The 16,854-nt window shown below is 71.2% G+C and carries 16 protein-coding genes; 6 read left to right on the plus strand and 10 right to left on the minus strand.

Features of this window, described 5'->3' with window-relative positions:
- Window positions 1-2: 2 nt before the first annotated feature.
- Window positions 3-326: an SHOCT domain-containing protein gene (locus BLT62_RS12300; RefSeq protein ID WP_172829701.1), complete on the minus strand. Its 324-nt coding sequence runs from the start codon at window positions 324-326 to the stop codon at window positions 3-5.
- A gap of 33 nt (window positions 327-359) precedes the next feature.
- Complete coding sequence (locus BLT62_RS12305; RefSeq protein WP_083364326.1) at window positions 360-788, minus strand: DUF6325 family protein; 429 nt, start codon at window positions 786-788, stop codon at window positions 360-362.
- 145 nt (window positions 789-933) lie between these two features.
- Here BLT62_RS12305 and BLT62_RS12310 point away from each other — a divergent pair, with 145 nt between their 5' ends.
- Entirely contained in the window at window positions 934-1,344 is a 411-nt protein-coding gene (locus tag BLT62_RS12310) for a hypothetical protein (protein ID WP_083364327.1), read from the plus strand.
- A 69-nt stretch (window positions 1,345-1,413) separates the two neighbouring features.
- On the opposite strand, the gene BLT62_RS12315 is transcribed toward BLT62_RS12310, so the two are convergent.
- The gene (locus tag BLT62_RS12315) at window positions 1,414-3,306 is read right to left on the minus strand and encodes an FAD-binding monooxygenase (RefSeq protein WP_083364328.1); all 1,893 of its coding nucleotides are present in this window, start codon (window positions 3,304-3,306) and stop codon (window positions 1,414-1,416) included.
- Window positions 3,307-3,557: 251 nt separating this feature from the next.
- Here BLT62_RS12315 and BLT62_RS12320 point away from each other — a divergent pair, with 251 nt between their 5' ends.
- Both BLT62_RS12320 and BLT62_RS12325 read left to right on the plus strand, forming a co-directional pair.
- Window positions 3,558-5,756 carry an LLM class flavin-dependent oxidoreductase gene (locus BLT62_RS12320; RefSeq protein WP_083364329.1) on the plus strand — a complete coding sequence of 733 codons (2,199 nt, stop codon included), beginning with the start codon at window positions 3,558-3,560 and terminating at the stop codon, window positions 5,754-5,756.
- Complete coding sequence (locus tag BLT62_RS12325; protein WP_083364330.1) at window positions 5,753-6,688, plus strand: LLM class flavin-dependent oxidoreductase; 936 nt, start codon at window positions 5,753-5,755, stop codon at window positions 6,686-6,688. The genes BLT62_RS12320 and BLT62_RS12325 overlap by 4 nt, the downstream gene beginning before the upstream one ends.
- Here BLT62_RS12325 and BLT62_RS12330 read toward each other — a convergent pair.
- The gene (locus tag BLT62_RS12330; RefSeq protein ID WP_083364331.1) at window positions 6,675-7,325 is read right to left on the minus strand and encodes a response regulator transcription factor; all 651 of its coding nucleotides are present in this window, start codon (window positions 7,323-7,325) and stop codon (window positions 6,675-6,677) included. The genes BLT62_RS12325 and BLT62_RS12330 overlap by 14 nt on opposite strands.
- Window positions 7,313-9,106, minus strand: a complete 1,794-nt coding sequence (locus tag BLT62_RS18345) for a sensor histidine kinase (protein WP_156786338.1) — start codon at window positions 9,104-9,106, stop codon at window positions 7,313-7,315. The genes BLT62_RS12330 and BLT62_RS18345 overlap by 13 nt, the downstream gene beginning before the upstream one ends.
- Window positions 9,107-9,465: 359 nt before the next feature.
- Between BLT62_RS18345 and BLT62_RS12340 the strand changes: the two genes are divergently transcribed.
- On the plus strand, window positions 9,466-10,917 hold the full coding sequence (locus tag BLT62_RS12340; protein ID WP_231919154.1) for an MFS transporter: 1,452 nt from the start codon (window positions 9,466-9,468) through the stop codon (window positions 10,915-10,917).
- Window positions 10,918-10,950: 33 nt separating this feature from the next.
- Here the strand turns inward: BLT62_RS12340 and BLT62_RS12345 are convergent, their stop codons facing one another.
- Window positions 10,951-11,874 (minus strand): pseudouridine synthase, encoded by a 924-nt coding sequence (locus BLT62_RS12345; RefSeq protein ID WP_083364334.1) that lies wholly within the window; start codon window positions 11,872-11,874, stop codon window positions 10,951-10,953.
- Window positions 11,875-11,992: 118 nt separating this feature from the next.
- Between BLT62_RS12345 and BLT62_RS12350 the strand changes: the two genes are divergently transcribed.
- On the plus strand, window positions 11,993-13,381 hold the full coding sequence (locus BLT62_RS12350) for an FAD-binding oxidoreductase (protein WP_083364335.1): 1,389 nt from the start codon (window positions 11,993-11,995) through the stop codon (window positions 13,379-13,381).
- 33 nt (window positions 13,382-13,414) lie between these two features.
- Entirely contained in the window at window positions 13,415-13,639 is a 225-nt protein-coding gene (locus tag BLT62_RS12355; protein ID WP_083364336.1) for a DUF1653 domain-containing protein, read from the plus strand.
- A 42-nt stretch (window positions 13,640-13,681) separates the two neighbouring features.
- Here BLT62_RS12355 and arfB read toward each other — a convergent pair whose 3' ends face one another.
- Genes arfB through BLT62_RS12375 form a run of 4 tightly spaced genes read right to left on the minus strand, consistent with a single transcriptional unit; the run spans window position 13,682 to window position 16,768 of the window.
- Window positions 13,682-14,104: an alternative ribosome rescue aminoacyl-tRNA hydrolase ArfB gene (arfB, locus tag BLT62_RS12360; protein WP_083364337.1), complete on the minus strand. Its 423-nt coding sequence runs from the start codon at window positions 14,102-14,104 to the stop codon at window positions 13,682-13,684.
- Window positions 14,105-14,130: 26 nt separating this feature from the next.
- Window positions 14,131-14,562 (minus strand): DoxX family protein, encoded by a 432-nt coding sequence (locus tag BLT62_RS12365; protein WP_083364338.1) that lies wholly within the window; start codon window positions 14,560-14,562, stop codon window positions 14,131-14,133.
- Window positions 14,555-15,061 carry a hypothetical protein gene (locus tag BLT62_RS12370; RefSeq protein WP_083364339.1) on the minus strand — a complete coding sequence of 169 codons (507 nt, stop codon included), beginning with the start codon at window positions 15,059-15,061 and terminating at the stop codon, window positions 14,555-14,557. The genes BLT62_RS12365 and BLT62_RS12370 overlap by 8 nt, the downstream gene beginning before the upstream one ends.
- A gap of 9 nt (window positions 15,062-15,070) precedes the next feature.
- A complete protein-coding gene (locus tag BLT62_RS12375) occupies window positions 15,071-16,768 on the minus strand; it encodes a DHA2 family efflux MFS transporter permease subunit (protein WP_083364340.1) in 1,698 nt (565 codons plus the stop codon).
- Window positions 16,769-16,854: the final 86 nt, after the last annotated feature.

Here is a 16,854-nt window from a genome sequence, read left to right on the forward strand (position 1 = left end):
CGTCAACCGAGCAGCTTGGCCTTGGCCGCCGTGAACTCTTCTTCGCTCAGCAGCCCCTGGGCCTTCAGCTCGGCCAGCCGCTGGATCTGGCCAACGGTGTCCGTCGCCGCGGGCGCCGCGGCCGGCGGTGGCGCCATGGCCGCCTGTTGCTGCTGCTCGTAAGCCTGCTGCTGCTCGTAGGCCTGCTGTTGCTCGTACGCCTGGGCCTCGTTCTGCTGGTTCGCCCGGTTCTGCTGGCGGCGGGCGACGTTGCCGCTGACGGCCGTTGCCGTTCCGGCGACGACCGCTGTGCGCGCGGCCATGCCGATCAGCCCGGGTCGTCCCATTCTCCGAAGGGGGGCCATCTGCTGCACCTTTCTCTAGTCGCTCACGGCTCGCGCCTCGGCGACGACGGCGTTGACTGCCGGGGCCGGGATGCGCAGGAAATCAATGACGTAGCCGTTGGACTCGGCCAGCCGGGAGGCGAGGTGCACCGCCCAGCGCAGTTCAACGACAAGCAGCAGCGCCGAGGTGCCGGGCGGCACGTTCGAGCCGAACTCGTTCAAGTCTTCTTCCGAGGCGAGACCGCTGAGCTCCATGTCCATCTCGCCGACCGTGATGCCGGCCTCGTCGACCTCGAGAAAGCTCAGCTCGCCGGACTCCGAGCGAGACACCTGCACGAGGTCGAGCAGGCGGACCGTGCCGGCATCCACCAGGCTCATCACGGCCTCGATCACCCCCACGTTGGGGCGATCACCCTCGAAGGCGGCGAGCACCAACTCGACAGGTCCGAATTCCAAGTCACTCATCGCAACGCCTCTCCTCACGCCGACCGGCCAGACTCCTCGATGGTCCCGCCGCCCCCGGGCGAACGCATCACGCAGTTCGGGTGAAGCGCCAGTCCCGGCGCCGGGTTAGCGTCAACGGCAGCCGTCCGAGCAGGAGGAGGAGCCCATGAGCGTGCCCGTGCCGTCCCGTCCGGTCGGCGTCACCGTCGTCGCGGTGATCGCCTGGGTCTCCGGCGCCGGCAACCTGATCACCGGCATCCTGCTGCTCCTGCAGATCAACAACACCGAGCTGGTGGAGGGCTTCGGCGGTGCCGTGCCGTTTCTCACCCTGGCGATTGCCGTCACGATCCTCGGCGCCGTGATCCTCATTGTCGCCGGCGGCCTGTTCACGGGCATCAACGGCGCCCGGGTGGTGATGACGATCTTCCAGGTGCTCTCGATCGTGGGGGCCGTCTTCCTGACCCAGCTGGCGCTGTGGCTGATCTGGGTCGCCGTCGTCAGCATCCTCGTCTCTGTGGCCGTGCTCGTGCTGCTCTACACCGGGCGCGCGAACGCGTACTTCGCCTCCGACGCCTGAGACAGTCGTCACGGCTGACAGAGAAGGGGCGGGCCAGCGTCTCGCCGGCCCGCCCCTCGTGGCGCCCGGCTAGTTGGCGGGCAGCAGGTTCTGCGCGAAGAAGTCGGCGAGTTCTCCGGTTGCCGACAGCGGCAGCACGGCGGCCACGTACTGGTCCGGCCGCACCACGACGACCGCGCCGGTGCGGCTGATGCCGCGCTGCTCGAAGATGTCGTCGGCCGGCAGCGCGGCGTAGACCTTCTCGTAGTCGATCAGGCCGAACGGCCCCGTCCTCGGCAGGAACGCCTCGGGCACGCTGCCGAGGTCGAACTCGGTGTGGGCCTGCTGATAGACAACCTTGACGTCGAAGACGGCGTCGATGTCGCCGCCGGCCGGCGTGTGCACGGTGAGCGGCGAGTCCGGCGCTGTGCGCAGCCAGTCGGCCCAGTCGCCGAGCGCCGAGGCCTCGCCGGGCGCCGCGGCATCCGCGAAGGCATAGACACGCCAGCGGCCGTCGGCCCGGTGGTGGTGGCCGAGCTGCACGGGGTTGGTGTCGCAGACCCGGGTGACGGGCGAGGACTTGAAGCGCTTGCCGATCGGGAACCCGCTCGCGAGTTCCTGGTGCGTGGCCTCGCCGATCAGCATCGACGGGCTGTACTGCGTCATGAAGCCGGCCGGGAACTCGGCGGTGCGGGTGTAGAAGTCCTCGAGCTCGGTCGGGTCGCCGAGATCCTCCGGCTTGGTCGCCATCAGCGTCGACCATTGCTTGTCGAAGTCGATCAGGTTCTTGGCGATCACCTGGCGCTCGGCCGAGTAGGTGCTGAGCAGGCTCTCCGGGCTGCGGCCGTCGAGCACGTAGCCGAGCTTCCAGCCGATGTTGAAGCCGTCCTGCATCGACACGTTCATGCCCTGGCCTGCCTTGGCGCTGTGCGTGTGGCAGGCGTCGCCGGTGATGAACACGCGCGGGGTGCGCATGCCGATCTCCTCGGGGAGCACGTCGTCGAAGCGATCGGTCAGGCGGTGGCCCACCTCGTAGACGCTGTGCCAGGGCACGTCCTTCACCTCGACCGTGTACGGGTGCATGATCGCGTTCGCCTGGGCGATGATCTGCTCGATCGTGGTCTTGCGCACCTCGCCGTTGTCGTCCTCGGCCACCTCGCCGAGGTCGACGTACATGCGGAAGAGCTGGCCGCCCTCGCGCGGGATCAGCAGGATATTGCCGTGCTCGTCCGACTGGATGGCGCACTTGGTGCGGATGTCGGGGAAGTCGGTGACGGCGAGAACGTCCATCACGCCCCAGGCGTGCTTGGCCTGGTCGCCGCGGAGCGAGCAGCCGATCGAGTCGCGTACGCCGCTGCGGGCGCCATCGGCACCGACGACGTACTTGGCGTTGACGATCTTCTTCTGGCCGGCCCGCTCGCCGGCGGTGTGCACGAGCGTCACCGTGACGGGGTACTCCCCCGCCTTCGTGTTCTCGAGGCTGACGAACTCGTAGCCGTAGTCCGGCTTCATCCGCGTCGGGGCGTTCGCCATGTACTCGGTGAAGTAGTCGAGGACGCGGGCCTGGTTGACGATGAGGTGCGGGAACTCGCTGATGCCGGTGGGGTCGTCGACGGCGCGGGCCGTGCGCACGATGTTCTCCGGCTTGCTGACGTCGGGCTTCCAGAACGCCATCTCGGTGATGTGGTACGCCTCGGCGATGATCCGCTCCGCAAAACCGAAGGCCTGGAACGTCTCGACGCTGCGGGCCTGGATGCCGTCGGCCTGGCCGATTGCGAGGCGCTCGCCGCGGCGCTCGATGATGCGCGTCGTCACGTTCGGGAACATGGAGAGCTGTGCAGCGGTGATGACACCGGCCGGGCCCGTCCCCACGATCAGCACGTCCACGTTCTCTGGCAGCTCGTCGGGTCGGTCGACACCGACCCCGGCGACCGGCTGCACTCGCGGGTCGGTGGACACGTATCCGTGGTGGTGGAACTGCACGGGTTTCCTCACTTCTCTGTGTGGCGCTGGAGCACGCTGGGTGGCACGGGGAGCGGCAATTCGGATGCCGTCCACTGGCGTTGTTCGATATTAGAACTCATGGTTCGCATATCGCTCTAGAAATCATACGGCCGGCCGCGTCGCCACACAACCGCGGCCCCGGCCGCCCACCGCGAACGCGTGGCGCTTACCAAGGGTTAGCGACTTACCGCCCCTTTGCGCCGACACCCCCAGACCACCAAGCTGGAAGCGTGGACAACAACTACGGGCACCCGCTGCGCTTCGGACTCTCGCTGCGATCGAGCGCTCCGGCGGGCCTGGCCGAACGGGGCGCCCTGGCCGAGGCGCTGGGCTACGACCTCGTCTCGGTGCCAGACTCCGGCGAACTGGACGCGTGGAGCGTGGCCTCCTGGCTCGCGGCCGGCACAGAGAGAATCATCCTCTCGCCCCTCGTCAGCCTCGGCGAGAACAACCCGGCGGTGCTCGGCCGGGCGGCCGCGAGCCTCGACTTGCTCTCGGGAGGACGACTGGAACTCGGACTCACTCTGGACTCCGATTCCGACCCCGACTCCGACACCGACTCCGCGGCGCTCGGCGAGGCCATCGACGTCATCCGCGGCATCTGGGCGGGCGAGGCGCGCGCCGCACTCCGCTATGACGGTGAGCACTACCAGTTGCACGGCGCCGCCGGCGGCCCGAGGCCCGCCCACCGGGTGCCGATCGTCGTGCAGGGCGACGGCACGCCCGCCCTCGCCGGCGCAACCGCGGACGGCTGGCTCGCCCGCGGCGCCGCCCTCCGCGACGGCACCGCGATCGTCGACGCCGCCGCGCGCGCGGCCGGCCGGGATCCCCGCGAGATCCGCCGGGTGCTCGAGATCGAGCAGAGCGACGTGCCGAGCACCGCGTGGGCGGCGGAGCTGCTGCCGCTGGTGACCGGGCAGGGCGTCGGCGACATCCTGCTGCAGGGCGCCGACCCGGCGGTCATCCGCCGGTTCATCACCGAGGTCGCCCCGGCACTGCGCCAGGCCGCCGACCTCGCCCTCCCCGGCCTCTCCACCGCCACGCCGGTGCGCCCGGCGGCCGCGCTTGCCCTGCGCGTGGCCGGCATCGACTACGACTCGATCCCCCTGACGCTCGCGGCGATCGAGCCCGGCGACCACGACTACGCCACGGTGCACTCCACCTACCTGCGCGGCGGCAGCCCGGGGCTGGTGCTGCGCCCGCACACCGCAGAACAGGTGACGGATGCCGTCGCCTTCGCGCGCCGGCACCGCGAGCTGCCGCTCGGCATCCGCAGCGGCGGCCACGGCATCAGCGGGCGCTCCACCAACCGGGATGGCATCGTCATCGACGTCTCCGCCCTCGACGAGATCGAGGTCCTGGACACCGAGCGCCGGCTCGTGCGCATCGGCCCCGGCGCCCGCTGGGGCGAGGTCGCCGCCGCCCTGGAGCCATACGGCTGGGCGATCAGCTCGGGCGACTACGGCGGGGTCGGCGTCGGCGGCCTCGCCACGGCCGGCGGGATCGGGTTCCTCGGCCGGGCCCATGGCCTCACCATCGACCACCTGCGCGCCGTCGAACTCGTGCTCGCCGACGGAAGCCGGGTGCGCGCCAGCGCGAGCGAGAACCCGGATCTGTTCTGGGCCGTGCGCGGGGCCGGCCCCAACTTCGGCATCGCCACGGCCTTCGAGTTCGAGGCGGCGGCCGTGCCCGGCGTCGGCTGGGCCGAGCTCGTCTTCGACGCCAGCGACACCGCCGGGTTCCTGGAGAAGTGGGGCGCGACGCTGGAGGCGACTCCCCGCGACACCACCAGCTTCATCACCCTGGGCGGGGCGCGTCCCGGCGAGCCCCTGCTCGCCCGGTTCTCTGCGATGGTGGACTCCGATGACCCCGACACGATCATCAGCCGGCTGCAGCCGTTCGCCGATATCGCCCCGATGTACCAGCAGTCGGTGCAGCTGCTCAGCTACGCCAGGGCGCTGATGCCCGCCCAGGGCGAGGCGAACGGCGGCAGCGGGGAGCCGCACAGCCGCTCCGGCCTGCTCGAGCACATGACACCCGAGTTCGCCCGCGCCGCCGCCGGGCTGCTCGGCAGCGGCGCCAGCTACTTCTTCCAGATCCGCGCGACGGGCGGCGCGGCATCTGACGTCGACCCGGATGCCACCGCCTACGCCCACCGCTCCGCCCAGTTCTCGGTGGCGGCGATGGGCGCGAGCGCCGAGCGGCTGGACCGGGGCTGGGCGGCGCTCGAGCCCGCCTTCGCCGGTCTGTATCTGAGCTTCGACACCGGCACCGGCCCCGACCGCATCGCGGCGGCCTTCCCGCCGCGCACGCTCGAGCGGCTGCGCGCGCTCAAAGCGCAGTACGACCCCACGAACCTGTTCCACGACAACTTCGCGATCACGCCTGCGACCGCATCCGGCAACACCGAGACGAGGGCGGCACGATGACCGACTACGGCCACGACCTGCAGTTCGGGGTGTTCATCACCCCGACCAACAATCCTGCCCAGCACGCCGTCGACCTCGCCGTCGTCGCCGACCGGGCCGGGCTCGACCTGGCCACTTTCCAGGACCACCCCTACCAACCGCGCTTCCTCGACACCTGGACGCTGCTCTCCTACGTCGCCGCGCGCACCGAGCGGATCCGCCTGAGCGGCAACGTCATCAATCTGCCGCTCCGGCACCCGGCGCTGCTCGCTCGCAGCGCGGCCAGCCTCGACCTGTTGAGCGGCGGCCGGCTCGAGCTGGCCCTCGGCGCCGGCGGCTTCTGGGACGCGATCGAGGCCATGGGCGGCGGCCGGCTCACCCCCGGCGAGTCGGTCGAGGCGCTCGAGGAGGGCATCGGCATCATCCGCGAGATCTGGGACACCGACCAGCCGGGAGGCGAGCGCAGGGGCGGAGTGCACGTGCGCGGCCGGCACTACACCGTCGACGGCGCCAAGCGCGGCCCGGCCCCCGCGCACGACATCGGCATCTGGGTGGGCGCGCTGAAGCCGCGCATCCTGCGGATGACGGGCCGCGTCGCCGACGGCTGGCTGCCCTCGCTCGGCTATGTCGAGGGCGGCCCGGCCGGCCTCGACGCCCTGAACGCCCACATCGACGCGGGGGCGGATGCCGCCGGCCGCAGCCCCCGCGCCATCCGACGCCTGCTCAACGTCCAGGGCCGGTTCCAGCCGGCCAACGGCGGCCTGCTGCAGGGCCCGGCCGCGCAGTGGGCGGACGAGCTGACCGCGATCGCGCTCAACCACGGCACCTCTGGCTTCATCCTCGCCAGCGACGACGCCGCGACGATCGAGCGCTACGCGCACGAGGTGGCGCCGGCTGTACGCGAGGCGGTGGCGCGGGCGCGCGGTGAGGCGGCGCCGGTCAGTCCGCGTTGAGGTACTGCAGCACCGCGAGCACCCGGCGGTGCGCGTCGCTGTCGACGGGCAGCGCCAGCGCGTCGTAGATCCGCGAGGTGTGCTGCACCACGGCCTTCTCGGTGAGGAAGAGCCGGGCGGCGATCGAGGCGTTGCTGCGCCCCTCCGCCATCAGTGCGAGCACCTCCTGCTGGCGCGCGGTGAGAGCGCCCACCGCGCTGTCGGCGAGCCGCGCCCTGGCGAGCATCACGGCGACGATGTCCGGGTCGATCGCGGTGCCCCCTGCCGCGACCTCGCGCAGGTCCCCCACAAAGGTGCGCACATCGGCGATGCGCTGCTTCAACAGATAGCCGACTCCCCCGGCTCGGTCGCTCAGCAGCTCGACGGCGTAGCGGCGCTGCACGTGTTGGGAGAGCACCATCACGGCGGTCCCGGGGAAGCGCGCGCGGATGCGAGCGGCGGCGACGAGGCCCTCGTCGGTGAAGCTCGGCGGCATCCGGATGTCGGTGATCACCAGCTGCGGCCGGTGCTCCGTGACGGCGCGCTCGAGCTCGACCGCGTCGGCCGCTGTGGCGACCACCTCGAAACCGCCGTCGCCGAGCACGAGCTCCAGCCCGCGCCGGAGCAGCGCCTCGTCCTCACCGATCACGACCCGCACGGGACCTCCACCTTGATGCGCGTTCCCCGACCCGGCTCGCTGGCGACGGCCAGGCTGCCGCCGAGCACGTCGATGCGCTCGGCCATGCCGCGCAGCCCGGCCCCGGCCGACGGCCGCGCACCGCCGATGCCGTCGTCCAGCACCTCGATGTGCAGGTCGTCCGCCTGCCGGTGCAGCCGCACGGTGATCGAGCGGGCCTGGGAGTACTTGACGGCGTTGGCGAGCGCCTCGGCCACCACGAAGTAGGCGATGCTCTCCACGACGGGCGGGCAGTCGCCGTCGGCGACGTCCAGCTCGAGGACGGTGGGGATCGGCATCCGGTCGACGAGGTCCTCGGCAGCCGCGGAGAGGCCGCGCTGGACCAGTGCGGCCGGCATCACCGAGTGCACCAGGTCGCGCAGCTCGGTGGCCGCCGCGTCGATGCCCTTGCGCAGGGCCGTCGCCCGCTCCTCCATGCTCGCCCCGCCGCCGTTGCCCAGCTGTTGGGCCTCGAGCGCGAGCAGCACCAGCTGCACCTGGAGCCCGTCGTGCAGGTCTTGCGCGATGCGGCGGCGCTCGGCATCCGCCACCTCGACGAGGCGCTCCCGGGAGAGCTGGAGGTCGCGCCTGCTCGAGCGCAGCTCGGCGGTCAGCCGTTCGCGGTCGAGCGCGATCGCCACCACGCGGCCGGCCGTGCGGGCGAGCTCCGGCTCGACCATGAGCGCGTTGTCGTAGGAGATCGCGCCGATGCGCCGCCCGTCCAACTCGACGACCTCCAGCCCGCGGCCGGCGTCGACGTCGGCGGTGACCTCGACGCCCTGCACGTCGACGTAGGCGTCGTGGCCGGGCACCCAGAACCACACCTCGATCGAGGGGTCGCCGAGGGTGCGCGCCAGGGCGACTGCGATCGCCGGCTTCTCGTCGCCGGCGGCCCCCAGCCACGCCCCGAGCTCCTCGAGCTCGCCGGTGCGCGCGACGCCGCCGCGCAGCACGGCGAGGGCGAAGGCGATCGGCACCCCGGCCAGCACCGATAGCTGCAGGACGGCGACCGCGATCCCGTCCCAGCCGAGCACCGCCCCGAAGAACCGCGTCGAGAACAGGATCACCACGATGGCGAAGACGCCGTAGCCGTAGAGCGGGGCGAGCACGCGGCGCTCGGACCGGGTGGCCCTGCGCAGGCGGACCAGGAGGATCGCCGCGGTGGCGACGAACGCCGCCCCGCCCACGGCGGACTGCATGTGCTCTCCCAGCACGGCGAGCTCCGGCTCGTGCACGATCGTGAGGCCCGGCATCGCCCCGTCCGCGAGAAGCAGGTACGAGGGCAGCTGCAGCAGGATCGACGTCGCGTACGCCGTGGCGACGACCATCTTGGCGGCTCGCCCGGGCAGCATCCCGGAGGGGAAGGCGAGGAGCAGGTGGATGAACACGGCCAGCGGCAGGCTCGCCGCGACAGTGCCCAGCAGGATGAACAGCGGGATCTCGGTGTTGCCGGCCCCGCTGAGGAAGAGGGCTCCGCCGGCGAGCAGGATGAGGGCGCCCATCCGGTTGCTCGGGCGGTGGAACCAGGCCAGCAGGCCCGCGCAGAGGTAGACGATCAGGTTGACCGGGAACAGCAGGAGGGCACCCGTCTCGGGGCCGCCCAGAGGCAGGAGGGCGAGCAGCAGCAGGGTGAAGCCCAGGCCGGTGGCCAGGATGGTGAGCAGCGCACGGTCCAGGGAGCGCCGGAGCGGCGAGCGCTCCGCCCGCCCCCGGTGAAGCGGGTTCCTCAGCAACGCGGGCACGGCGGGGCCGGTCGGTGTCACATCGCCTCGGTTTCGTCGGTGGACCGGCATGCTGGGGCGCCGCCCCGTCTGGCGGAAGGGCGCCCCGATCGCGTCCGAATCCCCCCACACACTCGGCATGCAATCACGTCTATCTCTACCACAGCGGCCCGCTCGGGACGCCGCTGCCGAACGCCGGACGGCCCTATTGGGGACCTAGGTCGCCAATCCGCCCCCGACAGCCAGCGGCAAGCAGGAAGTTCACGGCAGACTCCCGAGTGGATCCAAGCCGGCACCGCCCCAACGGGACTAACGTCGCGCTCATGCGCCGGAATCACTCCGAACCATTGCTGCCTCCCCCCGCTCCGCCACACTCCCGGCGCTGGTGGACGCTCGGCGTTGTGGCCCTCGCCCAACTGATGGTCGTGCTGGACGCGACGGTGGTGAACATCGCCCTGCCCTCTGCCCAGGCCGAGCTCGGCTTCACGGACGGCCAGCGGCAGTGGGTCGTCACCGCCTACTCGCTCGCCTTCGGCAGCCTGCTGCTGCTCGGCGGCAGGCTCTCCGATCTGATCGGCCGCAAGCGCACCTTCCTCATCGGGCTGGTCGGATTCGCCGGCGCCTCCGCACTGGGCGGCGCGGCGCAGAGCTTCGAGTGGCTGGTCGGGGCACGTGCCCTCCAGGGCACATTCGGCGCGCTGCTGGCTCCGACCGCCCTGGCCGTGCTGACAACAACCTTCACCATCCCGAAAGAGCGCTCACGCGCGTTCGGCGTGTTCGGGGCCATCGCCGGTGCTGGCGGCGCCATCGGGCTGCTCCTCGGCGGCTTCCTCACCGAGTACCTAGACTGGCGCTGGAGCCTGTACATCAACGTGTTGATCGCGATTGTCGCCTTCGCCGGCGCCCTCGTCTTCGTCAGCGCCGGCGCGCGTACCGAGCCCCGGCCTCGGCTCGACATCCCCGGCACTGTGCTTGCCTCCGGCGCCCTGTTCCTGCTCGTCTACGGGTTCTCCAACGCCGAAACCGACGGCTGGGGCTCCCCGTCGTGCTGGGTGATGCTCGTGTCCTCCGGCGTGCTGCTGATCGCGTTCGTGCTGTGGCAGCGCCGGGCGGCGCATCCGCTGCTGCCCCTCTCCATCGTGCGCGACCGCAACCGCGGCGCCGCCTTCCTCTCCGTGCTCATCGCGGGCGCCTGCATGTTCGGCGTGTTCCTGTTCGTCACCTACTACCTGCAGACCGGGTTGCACTTCACCCCGGTGCAGACCGGGCTCGCGTTCCTGCCGATGATCGCCTCGCTCGTGCTCGCCGCACAGCTCTCCACGAACATCTTCCTGCCCCGTTTCGGCCCGAAGGTGCTGGTGCCGATCGGCATGCTGCTCGGCGCCACCGGCATGGTCTACCTCACCCACCTCACCCTCGACAGCACGTACGCCGCCGACATCCTCGCGCCGTTGGCGATCGTCGGCCTCGGGATGGGCACCATCATGCCGGCGTCGATCCAGACGGCAACCCTCGGCGTCAACCGGGACTTCGCCGGGGTCGCGTCCGCCACGGTCAACACCAGCCAGCAGGTCGGCGGCTCCATCGGCACCGCGCTGCTCAACACGCTGGCCGCCACCGCGGCGACCAGTTACGTCACCGAGCACCTGCCGGCCTCGCCGTCCGTCCTCGCGGAGGCCGCCCTGCACAGCTACTCGGTCGCCTACTGGTGGGCAGCGGGATTCTTCCTCTTCGGCGCGGTGCTCTCGGCACTTCTGTTCCGCCGCGCGGGGCACGGGCTCTCCGTCGCGCATGCCCGCAGCGTGGCCGCGGAACCGGCCCCCGACGGGGCGGCGGAGCCACAGCAGGCCTAGCCGCAGCCGGGCTCAGTGCTCAGGGCTCGGTGCTCAGGCCTCGCTCTGCAGCGGCAGGGTGCGCACACTCTCGAAACGGCGCGGCGCCCCGCTCAACGGATCGGTGAAGGCCACCTCGCTGGCCAGGAGTTGCAGCGGGGTGCTGAAGTCGTCGATGGCGACGGGCCGCACCACCGGGTAGAGCGGGTCACCGCTGATCGGCACCCCGAGCCCCCACATGTGCATGCGCAGCTGGTGGGTGCGCCCGGTGCGCGGGCTCAGCCGGTACACGGCGTCGGCGCCCAGCACGCTCTCCAGCTCGATGAGCGACTCCGCGTTGGCCGCGGCATCCGGGACCACCTCGGCCTGCATCGTGCCGCGCCGCTTGCCCAGGTGGTTGCGCACGGTGGCGGGCAGCGGCAACTCCGGCCGGTGCGCGGCCAGGGCGTGGTACGTCTTGCCCACCTCGCCCCGTTGGAACATGGTCTGGTACGCGCCGCGCCAGCGCTTCTCGGTCGCCATGATCAGCAGGCCGGATGTCACCCTGTCCAGCCTGTGCAGCGGCGAGAGCTCTGGCAGCCCCAGTTCGTCGCGGAGGCGCACGACGACGCTCTGCTGCACGTGCTTGCCGCGCGGAATCGTGGACAGGAAGGCCGGCTTGTCGATCACGATGAGCTGCTCGTCGCGGTGGACGACATGGATCCGCCCCGGCACCGGCGCCTCCTCACTGAGGTCACGGTGGAACCAGACGAAGGTGTGCGGCCGGTACGGGTCGGTGCCGACCGCCGGGGTTCCGCCCTCGTAGACGATGCGTTGCTCGGCCAGGAATGCCGGCACATCGATGAACTCGGAGAGCCGCTCGTGCAGCCAGGCACCCATGCTCGGCCAGGGGTCTGGCCGGGACCGGTCCAGGTCCGGCGTGCGCATCCACGCGGCATCCAGCCCCAGTCTTTGCGGAAGTGGGGAACGTGGAGGCACCGAACGATCCTACGTTGTCGTGCCTGATGCTGCGGAGTAGCGTTGCGCTCACGAAGGGGCCGCCCCTGGGGGTGAGGGTGCACCGCCCGAAGCGCACGCCACTGAGTAGAGGTGCGAGATGACGCACGTGGACCTGTCCCCCCTGAACGCGCTGGACGGCGACTTCGTCGTGCCGGGCCAGCCGGACTATGAAACGGTCCGGCACATCTGGAATGGGATGTTCGACAAACGGCCGGCCGTCGTCATCCGCTGTGCCAGCCCGCACGATGTGAGCATCGGCGTCGCCCTGGCCCGCGACAACGGCCTGCCGTTGGCGGTGCGTGGCGGCGGCCACAGCGCCGCCGGCCACAGCACCGTCGATGACGGCGTCGTGCTGGACCTCGCGCCGATGCACGAGGTCGTCCTGGATGTGGAGAGCGGGATCGTCGACGTCGGCGGCGGTGCCACCTGGGGCCAGGTGGATGCCGTCACCCAGCAGCACGGTCTGGCCGTGCCGGGCGGCGTCTACTCGAAGACGGGCGTTGGCGGCCTGGCGTTGGCCGGCGGTTATGGCTGGATCCGCAACAGCTACGGCTTCAGCTGTGCCAGTCTCGTCGGCGCCGAGCTCGTCACCGCCGATTCCGCCGTCGTGCGCACCGACGCCGAACACCACCCGGAACTGCTCTGGGCGTTGCGCGGTGGCGGCGGCAACGTCGGCGTCGTCACCCGCTTCCTGTTCGAGGTGCATCCGGTCGGGCCGGAGGTCTACTTCCTGTTCGTCTTCCACGACGGCCGCGACGGCGGCATCCCGCGGGCGCTCGGCCTGTTACGGGAGTTCTGCTCCACTGCGCCAGACAGCGTCAGCGCGCTCGCGTTCGCCGGAGTCGTCCCGGACGGCATGGAGGGCGTGGCGGCCGAGGCGTTCGGGCGGCCCTTCACCGCATTCGGGGCGGTCTTCCTCGGCGACCCGTCCGCCGGCGAGGAGTTGCTGCGCCCGCTGCACGATTTCGGGGTGCCGCTCTTCGACGCCTCTGGCACGACGAGCTACGTGCAGGTTCAGCAGATGTTCGACCCGGACTACCCGGCCGGCGAGCGGCACTACTGGAAGTCGGTGCAGCTGGAGGGCCTGGGCGATGAGGCGATCGCGTTGATCGCCGACGCCGCGGTGCGGCCGGCATCCGACCTCAGCACCATCGACGTCTGGCACCTCGGCGGCCGCACCCACGAGCCGATCGACGGCGCGATGCCGGTCACCTCCGCCGCCTACCTGATCAGCCCGGAGGCGAACTGGCGGGACGCCGACCGCGATGAGGCGAACATCGGGTGGGTCCGCGGCCTGGTCGCCGCGCTGCATCCGCTCTCCAATGGGGTGCGCTACCTCAACTTCGCGGGCTTCCAGGAGGAGGGCGACGAGTTGATGCGCAGCTCGCTCGGGGCGAACTACCAGCGGCTGGCCGAGGTGAAGGCGCGCTGGGACCCGCAGAACCTGTTCCGGCTGAACCAGAACGTGCCACCGGCGCACGCCTGATGCCGGGCCGCCCGCGATAGAGTCGGCGGCAGTATGAACGAGATCAAGATCGGCCGCTTCCGGCACTACAAGGGCGGCCTCTACGACGTGATCGGGGTCGCCCGGCACTCCGAGACCGAGGAGGCGCTCGTCGTCTACCGCCCGCTCGCCGGCGACAGCGGACTGTGGGTGCGCCCGCTGGCCATGTTCCTCGAGACGGTCCTGGTGGACGGCGCAGAACTCCCCCGCTTCGCCCCGGTCGACCTGGCGGCCGAGTAGCAGCACGCGACCAGACGGTCACGGCGCCCTGTGCGCCATCGACTAGTCGGATGCCGGCCGCTGGCGCTGCCTCTTCGTCTCCGAGCGCTGGCTCTTGGCAGCCAGCCGGCGCCGGTCCGACCCGCGGGTGGCCTTCGTCGCCCGCCGGCGCGGCCCGTCGGGGGCCAGGGCCCCGGCGAGCAACTCGGCGAGCTTGGCCAGGGCGATCTCGCGGTTGCGCAGCTGCGAGCGCTGCTCGGAGGCGGCCACTGTGACCACCCCGCCGACGAGCCGACCCTGCAGCCGGTCGAGTATCCGCTGCCGTTGGCTCTCGGAGAGCACGCCGGAGCCGGCGACATCCCAGAACAGCTCGACCCGGCTGTCCGAGGTGTTCACGTGCTGGCCGCCGGGGCCGGAGGAGCGCGAGAATCGCCAGCCGAGTTCCGTCGCCGGAATCGTCAACGCGGGCGACACCTCGAGATCCATGCTTCAAGCATGCACTCTCGCGGCGCCTAGCGCGCGCGGTTGCGCCACGCCTTCCACGCCCCGGTGCTCCAGAGCGCCCACAGCACGAGCAGCGGCTGGAACAGCAGGCGGATGCCGCGGGCCCGGTCGGAGTCCAGACCGAAGGCGTCGGAGTGCGTCAGGTACTGCGAGATGTTGCCGGGGAAGACCGCCACGAAGAACGCCGCGACCACCCAGCCGACGCTCACCCGGCGCTTGCGGAGCAGGAGCAACGCCGTGCCGAGGGAGATCTCGACGACGCCGGAGGCCAACACCACGACATCCTTACTGGCCGGCAGCCAGTCGGGCACCTGCGCGGTGAACTCCTGCCGGGCGAACGTCAGGTGGCTGACCCCGGCGAAGACCAGGAACACGCCGAGGGCGACCCGTCCGACGGTGCGCGGAAGAGTGGACCGCACTGCCACCTCGCGGTCAGCCATGCGCCGCAACCTCGAGCGCCAGCACCAGCACGCCGAGCAGGGCGAGGGCCAGGAGCACGGCGAGCTGCTGCCAGGGGCCGATCGCGGTGCGCCGAATGGCGAGGAAGACGACCGCGACGAGCGTGGCGATGAGCAGGACGCTCGCGATGGTGAGCGCCGTGGTGACCGACCAGACGCCCACCGCAGCCAACACCAAGGCGAGGATCGGCAGCACGACGATCCCCACGGCGCCGACCGTGGAGCGGAGCATGTGCGTGACCTCCGCGCGGTCCGGCAGCGCGCTTCCCACGATCATGTGGGTGATCACCTCGGCGATGAATGCGGCCAAGAGCACGCCGAACACCGTGATGGAGAGAGTCGTCGCCGCGGCCTGGCCGGTGAGGTCGTGCGCATGGGACTGCAGTGCGATGATCACCGCCAGACCGGTGAAGGTCACGTAGATCTGTTCGCGCAGGCGGTCTGCAAGGTGCGTCTTCTTACTGCGGCGGTCTTCTGACACACCCCGAGCCTAGTCCTGCGAGGGCGAGGGGCGCCGAGACCTGGCCCGCAGCTGCAGCGCGAAGAGGAAGCCGAGCGCGAGGAAGCCGGCGGCGGCGTAGAGCGAGCTGCGCGCGGCATCCGCGAAACCGTCGGAGAGCGCGGTGGCAACGGCCGGGCCGGACTCCCCCAGTGTGCCGGTCGTGCCCTCCTCCCGGATCTGGCCGATCGTGCCGCCGGCGGAGAGCTCCGTCGCCTGCGCCAGCTGTTCGGCGGCGGCCGGTGGCAGGCCGGACACCGTGTCCAGCTGCGCCGGGATCGCGGTCGCCAACCCCGCCGCGAGCACCGCGCCGATGAGGGCCGTGCCGAGCGCCGAGCCGACCTGGCGCACCGTGCTCTGCGTCGCCGAGCCCTGGCCGGATTTCTCGGTCGGGATGTCGACCAGCACGGTCCCGGTCAGCTGGGCGGATGCCAGCCCGAGGCCGAGGCCGTAGACGACGAGCAGCAGGGCGATGAGCCAGGGCGCGGAGCCGGCGTGCAGGAACAGCGCCGTGAGGGTGACGCCGACGACCTCGATGCCCAGCCCGAGCAGCACGACGTTGGGGGCGCCCATCCGCTCGGAGAGGTGCCGCGCGGAGGCGCCGGAGAGGAAGGCGCCGACACCCATCGCGGCCAGCACGAGGCCGGCGCCGAGCGTGGTGAGACCCATCGCGTTGACGATGAACAGCGGCAGCACGAACAGGAGGCCGAACTCGCCGATCGCCACGCAGAGCGCGGTCAGGTTGCCCCAGGTGAAGGTGGGCACCGAGAACAGCTTGAGGTCGAGGATCGCCGAGCGCCCGTTGCGGCCGCGGTGGCGTTCCCAGAGCACGAACAGCACGATGCAGACGATGCCGATGAGGCCGGCGACCGGCACCGGCGAGACGGGGGCGGTGGTCGGCCACACCCAGCCGAAGATCTCGAACTCGGCGGTCGGCGCCCACCAGCCGAGCGAGCGGCCCTCGATCAGGGCGAAGACGATGCCACCGAAGCCGATCGCGCTGAGCAGCAGGCCGTCGACATCGAGGCCCGGCGAGGTGATGACGGCTCGGGTCTCGGTGACGGCGAGGAAGGCGCCGACCAGGATGATCGCGCCGAGCGGCAGGTTGACGATGAAGATCCACTGCCAGCTGAACGCGGTGGTCAGCCAGCCGCCGAGCAGCGGCCCGAAGGCGGCCATGCCGGAGATGACCGCGCCCCAGATGCCGAAGGCGACCGCCCGGTCCCGCCCGCGGAACGTGGCGTTCACGGTGGACAGCGTGGCGGGCAGGATCAGCGCGCCGCCGACGCCCTGCACGAGACGGGCGGCGATCAGCGTGCCGCCCGAGACCGAGAGGGCGGCGAGCAGGCTGCCCGTCATGAAGATCAGGATGCCGACGACGAGCATCCTGCGGCGTCCGAGTCGGTCGCCGAGCCGCCCGGCGGTGAGCAGCAGCGCCGCGAACACGACCGAGTAGATGCCGTTAACCCACTGCGCATCGCTCAGATCCAGGTGCAGGTCTTCGATGATGACCGGGAGCGCGACGCCGACAATGGTGCCGTCGAGCACGATCATCGACAGGGCGGCGGCCAGCACGCCCAGCCCGATCCAACGCCGGCGCCCGGACTGCGGGGGCGTGATGGACTCGTTCTCCGCGCCGTGGGACGGAGCGTGTGACTGTGACTGTGACTGTGACTGTGACTGTGACATCGACTGCCTTCGCGGCCAGCTGCGGCCGTGCCTTTCACCCTCAGCCTAAGGACAGCGGAGCCTGTCGGCGTCAACCATTAGTGTGA

Origin of the sequence: Microterricola viridarii, from assembly GCF_900104895.1 — a bacterium.
GTDB lineage: Bacteria > Actinomycetota > Actinomycetes > Actinomycetales > Microbacteriaceae > Microterricola > Microterricola viridarii.

Bases quoted from the DNA above. Each gene is read 5' to 3' on its own strand.
- BLT62_RS12355 (WP_083364336.1), top strand. From the start codon at position 13,415: ATGAACGAGATCAAGATCGGCCGCTTCCGGCACTACAAGGGCGGCCTC.
- BLT62_RS12365 (WP_083364338.1), bottom strand. From the start codon at position 14,562: ATGGCTGACCGCGAGGTGGCAGTGCGGTCCACTCTTCCGCGCACCGTC.
- BLT62_RS12375 (WP_083364340.1), bottom strand. From the start codon at position 16,768: ATGTCACAGTCACAGTCACAGTCACAGTCACAGTCACACGCTCCGTCC.
- BLT62_RS12305 (WP_083364326.1), bottom strand. From the start codon at position 788: ATGAGTGACTTGGAATTCGGACCTGTCGAGTTGGTGCTCGCCGCCTTC.
- arfB (WP_083364337.1), bottom strand. From the start codon at position 14,104: ATGGATCTCGAGGTGTCGCCCGCGTTGACGATTCCGGCGACGGAACTC.
- BLT62_RS12325 (WP_083364330.1), top strand. From the start codon at position 5,753: ATGACCGACTACGGCCACGACCTGCAGTTCGGGGTGTTCATCACCCCG.
- BLT62_RS12350 (WP_083364335.1), top strand. From the start codon at position 11,993: ATGACGCACGTGGACCTGTCCCCCCTGAACGCGCTGGACGGCGACTTC.
- BLT62_RS12300 (WP_172829701.1), bottom strand. From the start codon at position 326: ATGGGACGACCCGGGCTGATCGGCATGGCCGCGCGCACAGCGGTCGTC.
- BLT62_RS12310 (WP_083364327.1), top strand. From the start codon at position 934: ATGAGCGTGCCCGTGCCGTCCCGTCCGGTCGGCGTCACCGTCGTCGCG.